Genomic DNA, 14,815 nt, shown 5'->3' on the forward strand with positions numbered 1-14,815 from the left:
AAAAACAAAATACATAACTGTTTACACATTATTATTTACCACTTACACATTAAATAATGTGAAATGTATTATATGTTTTATATTTATATAATAATCTCCTTAAAAATGATTAAAGCAGTTATTGTTGACGATGAGCCAAAAGCCATACAAGGTCTGTCTTGGGAACTCACAAATTTTAGCAATGAAATAGAAATAGTAAAAACATTCTCTATTCCAGAAGATGCTTTATTGTATTTAAGTGAACACACTCCAGATTGTTTATTTTTAGATATACAAATGCCTACAATGGATGGGTTTCAGTTTCTAGAAAAATTAAACCAAACTAACATTGCCGTAATTATTACTACGGCTTATGATGAGTATGCTATAAAAGCCCTTAAAAATGAGGCTTTAGACTATTTGCTAAAACCTATTGACTCGGACGATTTACAAGAGACCATTTTAAAAATTAAGAAATTTAGGTCGCGTATTGTAAATTCTGATAAAATAGAAGACATCCTTATTAATTTCACCAGTGCGAAAAACAAAAAGAAAGTTACTATAAATACGGATGGCAAATTGCTTTTTTTAAATATCGAGGATATAATATTTGCGGAGTCTGATGGTAATTATAGTACAATTTTTTTAAGTGAAGGAAAAAAAATTCTGGTTACAAAAAAATTAAAAGAGGTAAATGCCTTGTTGCCCGAAGGCGAATTTTTTAGAATACACAACTCGTACGTTATTAATCTTTCTAAAATTAAAGAGTTTTTAAAAACCGATGGTTATGTAATTATGGAATCTAACCACAAAATACCAGTGGCGCGACAAAGAAAGTCGGATTTTTTAGAAAAGCTATAACGATGACGTGTTTCTTGACAACAAATAAATTAGTATTTGCAGTATTTTTTTTTACTTGCCTTTCCTTGCAATATAGTTATTCGCAAGACCAAAAGCAGGATTTTACTGTTTTTGCAGACAGTATTATTACTGTTAATCATAAAAGTTATGATGATTTAGAATATGCTATCTATAAAAATAAGTACGACACTACTAAGATGCGTATTTTACTAACAAAAAGCATTCAGGCAAATTATCCATCTGGGCAAGCTTTTGCAAACATTATGTTGGGTAATCAATACCGAAACAAATCGCTTTTTAGCGAGGCCAGAACATTCTTAAATAAGGCTTTAGAAGTATCAGAAAAAAATAATTTAATAGAGTACAAAGTGGTTAGTTTAAATATGCTTGGTGTTGTAGAGCGACGCCAAGATAATGTGCGTCCAGCTTTAGATTACCACCAAGAAGCATTATCTCTTGCCGAAGCAGAAGCTAATAAAACTAAAAGTCTTCAAAAAAGTATTGCTGTAAGTCATAATAGTATGGGTAATATTTACCTAAGTTTAAAACAAGAAGATTTAGCTTTAAAGGAATTTAATAAATCTTTAAAAATTGAAGAACGCAATAACAACAAACTTGGCTTAGCCATTAATCATCACAATATTGGAGCTATTTATGAGGCTCGAGGCGACTTGGACAAAGCCTTATTGAGCTATAAAAAATCGTTAGCTTATAATGAGGAAATAGACTCAGATATTGGTAGAATTATTTGTAACAACAGTATTGGTGGTATTTACGTAAAGCAGGAAAAACCAAAAGAAGCCCTTAAGGTTATTACACCAACTATTGTACTTGCAGAAGAAAAACAAGATCAATTCTATATTGCATCGGCATACATACGCTTAGGCTGGGCTCAAAACCAATTAGGGCAATTGGATTTGGCAAAAAAAAACCTGAATAAGGGATTAGAAGTTGCCTTAAAGTACAATTTAAAATCCTCTGTTTCTGAAGCTAATTTCCAACTCTCTGACATTAATGAAAAAACCGGCAATAGTGCTTTGGCTTTAACCCAATATAAAGAAGCCGTTGCCCTTGATCAAAGCATTATTAACGAAAAAAACGCACAGTATGTAAACAGATTACGGTTTCAATACGAAGCAGAGAAACAAACCAACCAGATTAAAACGCTCGCTTCAGAAAAGTTGATATTAGAAAAGCGAAACGACTCTACTTTTATTGTTTTGTTTATACTTTTAACCGCAGTTGCCGGTTTGTTTTTCTTTTTTAGACACAGGCAGGTTAAAAACGAAAAACAAATACTTACGTTAGAGCAAGACATGTTACGTAGCCAAATGAATCCTCATTTTATTTTTAATTCTCTTAATTCTATAAAGCTTTATATTATTAATAATGAAAAAGAAAATGCGGTCTATTATTTAAATAAATTCTCTAAACTCATTCGTAAAATTTTAATTGCCTCTACCGAAAAACAAATTTCTTTAGCCGAAGAATTAGAAACTATGGATTTGTATATGAATATAGAAAACATTCGTTTTTCTAACCAAATAAATTATAGTCGTACTGTAGATAAAGATGTAAAAATAGACACTATAAAATTACCCTCTTTAGTGCTTCAACCGTTCCTTGAAAATGCTTTATGGCATGGTTTATCTTCTAAAAAAGAAAATAAAAGTGTGTGTATACATGTAGCTTCGAACGCATTAGATTATGTGACTATTACCATAACAGATAATGGTATTGGCAGGACAGCTTCGGCTGCCATCAAAAAGAAAAAATTATTAAAACGAAAATCGGTTGGTATCGATTTAACCAAGCAACGTTTAGAAAATTTTTCTAAACACTATACTAACTCTTATAAATTACGTATTGAAGATTTGTATGAAGATGGTATAGCCTCTGGCACCAAAGTAACCATAGAAATTCCAACAAAAGAAGTACACCGCTTAAAAACGGCTTAGTGAATATTTATTTCATGGTTTGGGCGACGTTTTCTAATTGGGAGTACCAATCCGCACCAAATTTTCTAATAAGTGCTTCCTTTACAAATTTGTATACTGGCACTTGTAATTCTTTACCAAGAGAACAAGCGTCGTCACAAATTTCCCACTTATCGTAATTTACAGCCGAAAACTCTGTATAATCCTTAACCCTAATAGGATATAAATGACACGATACTGGTTTTTTCCATGTTACCTCACCTTGATTATAGGCCTCTTCTATAGCACATAATGCTGTATTTTTTTTGTCGAAAATTACATAAGCGCAATCTGCACCATTAATTAAAGGTGTTTCCAGTTCTCCAAAATCTGTTTTAATAGAAGTGCCCTGTGCCTCAATAGCATCGATACCTTTTTGTCTTAAAAAAGGTTTTACTTTCGGGTATATATCGTTTAGAATTTTAGCTTCATCTTCTGTTAAAGGAGCGCCAGCATCGCCATCTATACAACATGCGCCTTTACATGCAGATAAATTACAAACAAAATCATTTTCTATTATAGCTTCAGAAACTATTGTTTTCCCTAATTGAAACATACTTAAAATTAATCTCTAATAAAGCACAAAGATAAGACGAAAATTTTCAATTAAACTGTCAATAATTTCGGTTAAAATTAACTTTAATTTAATATTGAAATTCTCGTATTTAGAAGTACTTTTGCCGAAAATTTAAGGAACTGAGTTATGAATTTCGATTTTAAAGAAATATTTACTGTATTTATGGTGCTTTTTGCAGTAATTGATATTGTTGGAAACATTCCAATAATTATAGATTTACGCAAAAAGGCAGGACACATACAGAGTGAAAAAGCTTCTATTATTGCAGGAATTATTTTAATTGCTTTTTTATTTTTAGGGAAAAGTATTTTAAACCTTATTGGTATAGACGTAAGTTCGTTTGCTGTAGCAGGTTCTTTTATTTTATTCTTTATTGCTTTGGAAATGATTTTAGGCATAACATTATACAAAGATGATGAAACCAACCCTATGACTGCTTCTGTTTTTCCATTAGCATTCCCATTAATAGCTGGGCCTGGAAGTTTAACCACTTTGCTTTCTTTAAGGGCAGAGTATGCAATCGAAAATATTATTCTTGCTGTTTTACTAAATGTTGTTGTTATATATATTGTATTAAAGACATCGAGAAAAATAGAACGTTTAATTGGACAAAACGGAATTAATATAGTAAGAAAGGTGTTTGGTGTAATATTATTGGCAATAGCGATTAAGTTATTTGCGCACAATGTTAAGATTCTTTTTTCTTAACTTTGTATTATGAAGATATTTACACTAGTACTTACTATTATTGCTTTTGGATTAATAGTTTTTAATGCAACCAAAATTAACTTTAACGCTCTTTTTGAAGGAGAAAGTATGGTTGCTTTGATTACTATAATCGCATCTCTGTGTGCTATATTATTGCTTCAAATTTTAAGAATTTCTAAAAAGATTGAAGAAAAAAGTAAAGGATAGATGTTAGACACTTTAATTATTGGCGGTGGCGCTGCAGGTTTATCTTGTGCTTTAGTTTTAGGCTCTGCGCTAAGTAAACCATTTGCTCAAAACAAAAAAGTTGGTATTATAACACATCAAAAAACATCCCATCTACAAAACGCATTATTTAATAATGTTTTAGGCTTAAAAGCGGGTACCTTAGGTAAAGACCTACTAATTGAAGGCAAACAACAATTAGCAGATTTATATCCCGAAGTATTACAATTTGAAAATGAAAAAGTTAAAAGCGTTTTAAAAAACAATGATAACTTTTTAGTGATTACAAATAAAGACGAATACAAAACTAAGCGTGTAGTAATAGCTGTAGGCTACACAAATTTATTAACTATTTCTGGTCTAGAACAATATGTAAAACCACATCCAAGGGCTGCAATTGAAAAGGACAGAATTTGGCTTGAAAACACAAATCATTTCATTGAAGAAAACCTATATGTTGCTGGTACACTAGCGGGTTGGCGAAGTCAGTTTGCTATTGCATCTGGTAGTGGAGCGCATGTAGCTACAGATATTTTAACACTTTGGAATAATGGCAAACAAACCAAAATTCATGACAAGGTTAGTCAGTAAATTCTCCGTTTAGACTTATATTAATCACTTCATTAACCATGGTGTCCTTTTGATTGATAACCTCTTCAAAAGCACCATTTCCAAAAAGCTGAGCTGCTAACGCTGCTTTTATATATTGTTTTACCTCTTCTTTATAAGCAACAAAAACAATATTTGTTTTTCTTTTTTTGCTTAAATATTCCTGAAACTCCTTTACGACCTCGTCTGATACTTGAAAAGTGATTAAAAAATCTTCTCTTGTAAAATCTTTAAAAAGGGCTCTATCCTTCTCCAATTGTTCGAAAGCAAAATTATTAATGTACCCTCTGCGCTGCAAAAAAGTAATAGTTTCATTTTGCATACCTTCATCTAAAGGCACAAAAACATCTGGAATAATACCTCCTCCTCCATACACTATTTTTCCTTGAGGTGTAGTAAATTTAAGCGAATCTGCCACTTGTATTTTTTCTGGATCTAAAAGCTCTCCACTATCCAATCGTGCATAATAATCGTCGAAATAGTCTTTATTTCCTTTATCGTATGCGCGTTGTATGGAGCGACCTGTTGGTGTGTAATATTTAGAAACCGTTAAACGCACTGCGCTTCCATCGCCTAATTTCATTTCACGTTGCACCAAACCTTTACCATAAGAACGACGGCCGACAATGGTACCTTTGTCGTTATCTTGTAAAGCGCCTGCTACAATTTCGCTCGCAGATGCAGAGTTCTCATCTATTAATACATAAACGTGACCATCCTCGAACGAGCCTTTTCGTGTAGCAAAACTCTTTTCTATTTTACCTCTTTTATTTTTAGTAAATAAAATAAGTTTGTCGTCTTCCAGAAACTCATCTACTATGCGTTCTGCCACACCTAAAAAACCACCTGGATTGTTACGTAAATCTAAAGCGATTTCTGTAGCACCAGCTTTTTCGAGTTTGGTTAATTCTTTTTTAAATTCTTTGTAAGTGGATTCGGCAAACCTGTTAATTTTAATATAGCCTAATGTTTCAGTTAACATATAAGCTGCGTCTACGCTAACAATAGGAATGTTATCGCGAGTTACTTTAAATTTTAAAGGTTTTGGCTCTCCTCTTCTAACAACTTCTATAGTAACATTGGTGTCTTTAGGGCCTTTTAATTTTTTTACCAAATCGCCATTTGTTAAGTCTCGCCCAAAAAGCGAATCGCCATCTGCAGTAATAATACGGTCACCACCTTTTAAGCCTGCGCGCTCACTTGGTCCGTTTTCTATGGTTCTGATTACTGTAATGGTATCGTTATAGGTGTAAAAGCTAATGCCTATACCTACAAAATCGCCTTTCATGTTTTCTGTAACGCTTTGCATTTCTTCTTTTGAAATGTAAACCGAATGCGGATCGAGATTCTCTAAAATACCATTAACTGTAACATCTACAATACTATCTGTATTGACATCTTCTACATAATCATGGTCTATGTAATCTATAAGCCTGTTAAGTTTATCTTTTTTACTGTTTGAAGTAAATAAACTATCAGTTTTGTCATTGAAATCTAAAGAACCACCAATAAAAATACCTGCTGCAATTGCAACACCTAAAAGTAGAGGAAGGTATTTTCTTTTTAATTTCATGTTCTTTAAAAAAAATTTTATGCGGTTAAATCTTCTATTTTCTCTAATTCTATACCAGCTTTTTCTAAAAACTGCAAACCCGAGTCGTCTTTATAACCTTCTTTATACACTACACGAACTATACCAGCTTGATGTATAAGTTTACTACATTCTTTACATGGCGACAATGTAATGTATAATGTTGCACCTTTACAAGATTGTGTTGAAGACGCTACTTTTAAAATAGCATTAGCCTCTGCGTGTAAAACATACCATTTTGTGTAACCCTCTTCGTCTTCGCAAGGGTTCTCGAATCCTGTTGGTGTACCATTAAAACCATCGCTAATAATCATACGTCCTTTTACAATTAAAGCGCCTACTTGTTTACGTTCGCAGTGTGATAATTTCCCCCATTCTTTGGCTATCCTTAAATAGGCTTTATCGTATTTGTGTTGTTTGTGTTTAGACATTTTTTTATAAGAGTAGTATTATTTATTTCTTAAAAAACACTCAGCAGTTTAAAATATGCGTATGGTTAACACTACTAACAACGAAGATAGCGTGTTAGTATTTTAATTACAATTCAATTAATGAAGATTTATGATAAATTTATGTTATACTACTTTAAAAGAGGGCTACTAAGCAACATAGGAATAACTAAGCCCACCACAATTGCAGAAACAACCATTATCCAGTCTCGTTTAGTAAATCTAAAAATTGTTTGCGTTAAATAACCCAAAAACAAGACAATAAATACAATAATAATTTGAGCAATTTCAATACCTAAAGCAAATTCAACCAATGTTAATAGCTTACTATCGTCTGCACCAACTAATAATTTAAATTCTCTGGCAAAGCCTAAACCATGAATTAAACCAAAGAATAAAGTGGTAATAAACAACACGCCTATTTTTTCTTTCTGTGCGCCTTTTCCAGATGTAAAGACATTAAAAAGTGCTGCTATTAAAATTGAAAGTGGTATTAAAAATTCTACTATGTCTCCAGAAACTTTAACTGCGCCATAGGTGGCTAAAATTAATGACAAAGTATGACCAACGGTAAACATGGTGACCAACAAAAACACACGTTTCCAATCCTTAAACATATAAGGCACTGTTAATACAATTAAAAATAGTACGTGATCGTAAGCGTTGATATCTAATACGTGATTGATACCATATTGTACATTAAACCAAAGTTCTTCGAGCATTGTAGATTATATTTTCGGGTAACTACAAAGATATAATAAAAAGAGAAAAACATCATCATTTCCAGAATTCTTCAATTTCTTCAAGAGATTTTCCTTTAGTTTCTGGGATAAATTTATACGTTACAAATACTATTATAAGGATAAACACAATAAAAATGAAATATGGTAAAGAGCCATTCCAGGTGCTATTGTTGTTCATTTCACTTCCCATTACAACAGGAAAGGATTGAGATACCACATAATTAGCAGCCCATTGAGCTGCGACTGCTACCGACATTGCCACACTTCTAATATTGTTTGGAAACATTTCAGAGAGTAACACCCAAACCACTGGACCCATAGATAAGGCAAAAGAGGCAATAAAAAGTAATACTCCTATTAAAGAAAGTAGTCCAACGTTTTGTTGCTGTAGTGTAATCCCTAAAAGTAAAAAACCAACAATCATTCCTACAGAGCCTATATAAAGTAGAGGTTTTCTACCAAATTTATCTACCGTAAACATTGCTACAAAGGTAAATACTAAATTAACAAAGGCTAATAATATTTGTTGAGCAAGAACATCTTCTTTACCAAATCCTAAAGCCTTTTCAAAGATATCTGCACCATAATAAAGTACTGCGTTTATTCCTGTAAATTGTTGTAGCATAGATAATACAGTACCAATAGCAATTATAACTAATATAGCCTTAGAGAGGTAGCTCACTTTTACACCTTTTTTATTTTCATCTAAAGATTTTTTTATGAGTAAAATTTCCTTGGACGCCTCTTCGTCTTCATTAATTTTTTGCAAAACGGCTAAAGCCTCATCATCTCTTCCTCTTAAGGCTAACCATCTCGGGCTTTTAGGCACAAAAAACAAGAGTATTAAAAATAATCCGCTTGGTATTAATTCTGACCAAAACATTCGGCGCCATCCAAAAGCAATATTTTCATCTACTGTTAAATTTTTTCCTATAAAATAAGTGGCTAAAAACACTACAAAAAAGCCTATAACAATTGCCAACTGGTAATAGGTTACCATACGTCCTCTAATACTTGAGGGAGCAATTTCTGCTATATACATTGGTGCATTCATAGAAGCAATACCAATACCTAATCCACCTAGAATTCTGAAAACCACAAGCATACTTACAGATTGCGGGAAAATTTCTGGTAAGCCAGACCCATAAGCTGAGAGTGTAAATAAGACGGCAGAAATAATTAACGACCATTTTCTACCAATTTTAATACTTAATGGTCCTGCAACAATAGCACCAAAAAAACACCCTAAAAGTGCACTACCAACAACCCAACCTTTTAATCCGTCGCTTAAGCTAAAGTGTTCGGTTAGATAAAATTGCGCGCCATTAATAACACCTGTATCATAACCAAACAGTAAACCACCTAAGGCAGAAACCGCAGCGATTAGTAGTAAAAAAACTCCTTTTTTCATTTTAGTAAATATGTTAGTTAGTATTAAGTTCTAAATATAAGTAAATAACATCGTAGAAAATAAATTCCTCTACTTGTTTCTATTTTGTTTGTAATAAATATTTATTGAATACTTTAAGTATTTGCATAAAAAAACCTACCATTAATCTATTCTCATTTTTATAAAAAATATTCTAAAACAATAGATTAAAGGTAGGATCCCTGCTATTTAATTATTCCGTGATCTGAAACAATTAGTTACTATGGTGCTTATTTAATAACCAGTTTTTTGGTTACTGAATTCTTATTAGAATCAGTAAGATTTAATAAATAAACTCCTGTATTTAAAGCTGAAACGTTTAAGGTGTTATTTGTTAAATTATCATTAGAAATTACTTTTTTACCTGTTATATCATAAACCGAAATATTTATAATTTCTCTATCGCTGTTTATTGTAAGTACATCTGTTGCTGGATTAGGAAAAATAGAAACGTTTGTAGTACTAAACTCATCCACACTTAATAATGGATTGTTAAAGAACTCGATATAATCAATAATTATGTCGCCATTTGAAGCATCTGTGTTACCTGCATTTCTAAATAAAATTTCAATTAAATCCATATTATCAACCCAGTCTGGATTAGTTAATGGAATTTCAACTACACCAGTTCCGTTTGCTGTAATCGTTTCATCTATATAATTATCTCCACCGCTAAATTTAGGGTGTTTAAATCTTAATACAGTATTTGGTGATTGATTATCGTAACCTATTTTAACAGAGTTAATGTTCCATGATGTTGGAGCAATAGCACAATTGTAAGTTATTTTAGGAACAACACCAGAGATGCTAACGGTTAAATCGTCATTAGCAGCTGTAGCTGTTGCACTTGAGTTTCCAGACCAGTTACTTAATTCTGCAGTAGTATCAAAATTTAAATCTGGTGCAGGAGATACAGGCGTAAAAGTAGCTGTTACGGTAGCATCTGCAGATCCCACTGTATAATTAAGAGGATTCATATTTCCCGCAGGTGCTCCATTTACAACCCATTCATTAAAGGTAAAATTTGCACAAGCTGGTGTTGCAGTAAATTCTACGCTATCACCAGTTAAATAACATGCTGAAGGCGCAGTAATTACGTTTGTTCCTCCACCATCTGTCTCAGGTAAAATTGTAAAACCAGTACATGGTACGATTGTAAAAGTAACATCATCTACAAAATAGGTAGAGTTTGGAGTTCTTCCAAATACTCTTACATTCATATTATCTGTTGTAATACCTGTAAAGGTATGCGTATAAGTTTCCCAAGTATCATCGGCTGCCAAGTCAATGTCAATACCGTTTGTTGCACCACCTTGAAATATAGCTCCTCTTACAGTGGTTCCCATAGTTCCCTTAACGCTAAACGTTAAAACGTAATCACCTGGACCATCATCTGGGCCTACATTTGGTGATGTGTTAATTCGTCCATTATTATTTCCACCAGTTGTAAATGTAATTGATCCTGGAGCAGCATCTCCTTCTGTAGAACTCCAAGATGAGGTTGCGTTGTTATCTACCCATCCATTAATGTCTGAATCAAAAGTTGAATTAGTTACTTGGGCAAGCCCAACTAACGGTAGCATTAATAATGTTAATAGTGTAATTTTTTTCATGATTTTTGAATTTTGGATTAATATTTATTGAATTGTTTTATATTTAATTGTTTATTATTTTTTTTGTTAATATGCTTCCATCCTGCATATACGCTTTTAAAAAATAAAGGCCTTTGTTTAATTGCGGTAGTGAAATGCTATTATTTTCTATATGTATTTGAATATTCTGACCCTGCACATTAAAAAGTAATACACGTTCAATTTGTTCATCGCTCTCTAAATGCAAAATATTGTTGCCGCCTACAGGGTTGGGATATACTTTAAAATTTGCTGCATTAATTGGGTTTTCTACAATACTTAATGTTTGATCTTCCATTTGGAAATCATCAAAATAATAGACACCAGCTTGCTTTCCGCAAAGTATTTGCAGTTGCAATGATGATATGTTTTGAGGTACTGTATATTGAAACTGATATTGTTGATATGCCGTATCATTTAAATTAAAAGTTGGAGAAGCTGTTAATTCTGTGGCACCATTGACAATCGCTTTTAACCTGAATTTAAATTGTTGTGTATTTGTCGAAGCTTTTGCAAAACAGGAAAAACTAAGTGATTTTCCGGATAAAGAGGCGTCTGCGACAACAATATTGTTTAAAATAGTTTTATTAAAACTGCCTCCTGCTGTAGTAACATCTACTTGCATGGTTATTTTACCATCTTTACTTTCTCCCAAAGTGGCATCTGTGTTTGTTGCTACTGCTGGGGTTTGTACAAATAAATCCCAATCCATTTCATAACCGCATTCTATATCGGGATTGGAAATTATTCCAGAAACTGGACAAGCAATTCCTAACACTGCGTTTCTAATATCTACAACCCATTTTCTTATATCTGATCTATATATAGTTTTACCAGCTTTAAAACCTGCATCCCAAACAGCAAGAGAAAACCCTCTGTTTACAGCTGCTTCTGCAACGTATTGATGATAGACATATCTCGAAACTTCATCCGGACCACCAAAGTTACCGCATACCTCATTTTCATAATCGTAACCACATACATTATCGGCTCCAAATTCTCCTAAAAAAACAGGAATGTTGTTATTTTGAGACCATGTTTCAACAGCATCAAAATGGGCGTCTACAGACTGCTTATCGCTAGCTGTTCCCCAATCGTTGTCTGTTTGATTTTCACCAGCAGATCTGGTAAACGATCCTGGTTTATAATAGTGAAATGTTGCTATTAAATAATTGTCGCTTTGTATAAAGGAGGCTGGTATTTGCAAAGGGGCTTCCCATGAATTTACACCACCACCATTTATAATGACATTTCTGGTTGGATTAGTTAAGCGAATAATATCAAGAATTTCTTGGTTGATATAGTTAACTTCGGGAGCCGACATACTAAAATAGGCCTCATTCATGATTTCAAACAACAAGTTTTCATGCTTGTTTTGAAATCTTTGTGAAATAGCAAGCCAAATGGCACGAAATCTGTCTTCAGACGCCAAAAGATCGTTTCCAGTTTTATATTCTGGGCTACCAGAATCATAGCTTTCCCAAAACCAATGGTCGCCATGCACATCTATAATGGCAACTAAGCCATTGTTTAATGCCCAATCGGTAACTTGTTCAACTCTGTCTAAAAAAGAGCTGTCTACAACATAATCGGCTGGACTACCTGTGTAATTATTATTACCATCGGTATATGTTACCGCGTTAAAAGGAGTTGTATGGAAATCCCACCGAATAGGAATCCTCACGGTTTGAAAACCCGAAGCAGCAACATCCTCAAAAAAAGTTTCTTCTACAGCTGGTGACCAGTTGCCTTCTACAGGCGCACTTAAAACATTACCCAAATTAATACCTCTGCCCATACTACTAACCATTTGTTGTGGTGTAGATTGCGCATAAGCAATAGAAGTTATCGCTACAAAAAATATTAATATGGATACTGTTAAGTGCTTCATTTGTGTTTGCTATTAATCAACTATTCTTTGGTTTTTTCCTTACCTGCCTTCCTGGCTTTCTTTTGATCTTTTGTTAAAATCTCTTTGTAGATTTTCTTATTAAATTTTTTGTTTACTTCTTTTTGGTCTTCTTTATCTCCATCAGCCTTTTTAACTTTTTTTAAAGCTTGCAATCTTTCAACATGAACGTTATAGATTTGTTCTTTTTGTTCTTCGGTTAGAGCTTGAGACTTGTCTCCTGCTATAATTTCGGCATTTATCTGTTCTACCTTTTCAGTAGCTTTTCCCTTTATTTTATCAGATTGCGAAAAACCCGTTGTAAGTCCTAATCCTAAAAACAGGACACATGTAAATAGTATTTTTTTCATAATATTTTTTTTAAAGTGAATTAATTTTCAAATTATCGAAACGCCATCTCGTTCTATAATTAGTACCATCAATTGTTTGAGAAATTCTTACAGCTACGTAAAAATCTGCCGTAGTTGTAATATTAAAATTTTGTTGTTTGTAATCATTATTTCCAAAACCATCTGCATCCATATTGGCTACAGTTTCGGTTCCCATAACTGTCCATTCACTTTCTGTAAAAGTTCCAGAACCGTTATATGTTTCAGAATAATAATAGGTGATGGTAGCGGTGTTTTGATTTTTAAATGCATACGCATTATCAATAATAACTTCAAAATTACCAGTAGCATTCATTAATGGTGATACCAAAACATTGTCTAATAATTCTGTAACTGTTGTACCACTTCCTGCGTTATAAAAGATGTTTAAACCATTATCTGAAGGCATTGTAAAATCATTAACATCTGTAAAATTACCAGCACTGGTAATTAATTCAATAACTTTAGTTGGATCGACTGTTTGACCGTTTAAAATATTTTCGAAACCTAATGTTGCTAAATCGCTTCCAGACTCGAAATCTTCAACATAATTAAATACTACAGCGTCATTGTCTGTAATAGTTAGCGTTTGCTGCTGTATATTCACTCCTGCATCTAAACCTCCTGTAACATTTGTTATGCTAAGAACTATAGTTTCATCTGCTTCTTGACTGGCATCATCTACTATAGTTAATGAAACACTACCAGCTGATGAACCAGAAGGAATAATAAATGAATACGGACTATTGCTGCCTCCAAAATTAAAATCTGAATCATCTGCAGTACCTGTTGCTGTTAATTCTACTGTAGCATCTGCTGTTGTGGTATTAGAGATATCAAAATTTAAAGTTATTGTTCCATCTGCTTCTGTGTAAGTTAATGTGTTTGAAGAGCTAAAATCTATAACTGGATTTGGTGGAGAATCATCATTCTCAATTGTAATTGTTGTTGCTGTAGTTACTCCGGTGGTTAAACCTCCTGTTACTTCTATTATAGAAAATACGGCTGTTTTATTAGCTTCAAAAACAGTATTATCTATGGCAGTAATTTCAAAACTTGCAGCGGTTGCTCCGGCAGGTACAGTAATGGTAAACGGGCTTGCATTTTGACCAACCACACTATAGTCTGTACCTAAAACGGCATCACCAGAAGCAGTTATTGTAATTGTCCCTCCTTCTGTAGACGCTTGGTTAAAAGGGATATTTATTAAATAATTAGTTGTATCATCTTCTTGTATTGTTCCTGTTGCATTTTCAAAGTCTACAATAGCCACTAATGGATCGTCGTCGTCTAAAATAGTAAATTGAAGCGTGGAGTTCTCTCCTAAAACCAAAGATCCTGTGGCGTTTGTTAAGGTAATAGTTAAGTTTAGATTGCCGTCTATTGTATCGTTATCTACAGGTGTTAAGCCAAAAGAATTAGCTAAGCTTCCCGGCTGTATTGTAATAGTAAAATTAGCATTACCTGTACTTGTTTCGTAAGCGACACCATAATCTGCACCAGAAATGGAAACATCTACAGTTCCGCCTCCATGATTAAAATTATCTATACCCAGATTAACGTTTAATGGTTGGGTTGCGTTTTCAACCTCTATTAATTGGTCTAAAGTGAAACTCACTGTACCTGCACCATTTAAATTCTCATCATCATCATTACATGATAAAATGATAAATACTGATAGCATTGCAAAAAGGAAAAACTTGGTTTTCATATAATCGATTTTTTAACATTGTAAAATTGTAGAAAAAGAAGCTAAATAT

Annotated in this window: 14 protein-coding genes; 5 read left to right on the forward strand and 9 right to left on the reverse strand. The window is 33.0% G+C overall.

All coding sequences use genetic code 11. The annotated features are described in order from the left end of the window. Positions 1-105: 105 nt before the first annotated feature. Both ACVC43_RS08080 and ACVC43_RS08085 read left to right on the forward strand, forming a co-directional pair. Complete coding sequence (locus ACVC43_RS08080) at positions 106-840, forward strand: LytR/AlgR family response regulator transcription factor (protein ID WP_452223996.1); 735 nt, start codon at positions 106-108, stop codon at positions 838-840. A 65-nt stretch (positions 841-905) separates the two neighbouring features. After that, complete coding sequence (locus ACVC43_RS08085; protein WP_452223997.1) at positions 906-2,798, forward strand: tetratricopeptide repeat protein; 1,893 nt, start codon at positions 906-908, stop codon at positions 2,796-2,798. Between the two features lie 7 nt (positions 2,799-2,805). Here the strand turns inward: ACVC43_RS08085 and ACVC43_RS08090 are convergent, their stop codons facing one another. Then, a complete protein-coding gene (locus ACVC43_RS08090) occupies positions 2,806-3,372 on the reverse strand; it encodes a DUF3109 family protein (RefSeq protein ID WP_452223998.1) in 567 nt (188 codons plus the stop codon). 147 nt (positions 3,373-3,519) lie between these two features. Here ACVC43_RS08090 and ACVC43_RS08095 point away from each other — a divergent pair, with 147 nt between their 5' ends. Genes ACVC43_RS08095 through ACVC43_RS08105 form a run of 3 tightly spaced genes read left to right on the forward strand, consistent with a single transcriptional unit; the run spans position 3,520 to position 4,917 of the window. Next, positions 3,520-4,101 (forward strand): MarC family protein, encoded by a 582-nt coding sequence (locus ACVC43_RS08095; protein ID WP_452223999.1) that lies wholly within the window; start codon positions 3,520-3,522, stop codon positions 4,099-4,101. A 9-nt stretch (positions 4,102-4,110) separates the two neighbouring features. Beyond that, positions 4,111-4,308: a hypothetical protein gene (locus tag ACVC43_RS08100; RefSeq protein ID WP_452224000.1), complete on the forward strand. Its 198-nt coding sequence runs from the start codon at positions 4,111-4,113 to the stop codon at positions 4,306-4,308. Continuing rightward, a complete protein-coding gene (locus tag ACVC43_RS08105) occupies positions 4,309-4,917 on the forward strand; it encodes an NAD(P)-binding domain-containing protein (protein ID WP_452224001.1) in 609 nt (202 codons plus the stop codon). Here ACVC43_RS08105 and ACVC43_RS08110 read toward each other — a convergent pair. The 8 genes from ACVC43_RS08110 to ACVC43_RS08145 all read right to left on the reverse strand — a co-directional run bounded on the left by ACVC43_RS08110 (position 4,907) and on the right by ACVC43_RS08145 (position 14,766). Further along, a complete protein-coding gene (locus ACVC43_RS08110; RefSeq protein WP_452224002.1) occupies positions 4,907-6,508 on the reverse strand; it encodes a S41 family peptidase in 1,602 nt (533 codons plus the stop codon). The genes ACVC43_RS08105 and ACVC43_RS08110 overlap by 11 nt on opposite strands. A gap of 17 nt (positions 6,509-6,525) precedes the next feature. After that, a complete protein-coding gene (locus tag ACVC43_RS08115; RefSeq protein WP_452224003.1) occupies positions 6,526-6,957 on the reverse strand; it encodes a deoxycytidylate deaminase in 432 nt (143 codons plus the stop codon). A 149-nt stretch (positions 6,958-7,106) separates the two neighbouring features. After that, a complete protein-coding gene (locus tag ACVC43_RS08120; protein ID WP_452224004.1) occupies positions 7,107-7,697 on the reverse strand; it encodes a HupE/UreJ family protein in 591 nt (196 codons plus the stop codon). Positions 7,698-7,752: 55 nt separating this feature from the next. Next, positions 7,753-9,129, reverse strand: a complete 1,377-nt coding sequence (locus ACVC43_RS08125; RefSeq protein WP_452224005.1) for a sugar porter family MFS transporter — start codon at positions 9,127-9,129, stop codon at positions 7,753-7,755. A gap of 248 nt (positions 9,130-9,377) precedes the next feature. Then, a complete protein-coding gene (locus ACVC43_RS08130; protein WP_452224006.1) occupies positions 9,378-10,760 on the reverse strand; it encodes a T9SS type A sorting domain-containing protein in 1,383 nt (460 codons plus the stop codon). Positions 10,761-10,803: 43 nt separating this feature from the next. Then, a complete protein-coding gene (locus ACVC43_RS08135) occupies positions 10,804-12,669 on the reverse strand; it encodes a cellulase family glycosylhydrolase (RefSeq protein WP_452224007.1) in 1,866 nt (621 codons plus the stop codon). Between the two features lie 20 nt (positions 12,670-12,689). After that, on the reverse strand, positions 12,690-13,037 hold the full coding sequence (locus ACVC43_RS08140) for a hypothetical protein (RefSeq protein WP_452224008.1): 348 nt from the start codon (positions 13,035-13,037) through the stop codon (positions 12,690-12,692). A gap of 10 nt (positions 13,038-13,047) precedes the next feature. Beyond that, entirely contained in the window at positions 13,048-14,766 is a 1,719-nt protein-coding gene (locus ACVC43_RS08145) for a hypothetical protein (protein WP_452224009.1), read from the reverse strand. Positions 14,767-14,815: the final 49 nt, after the last annotated feature.

This window comes from Lacinutrix chionoecetis (assembly GCF_053604665.1).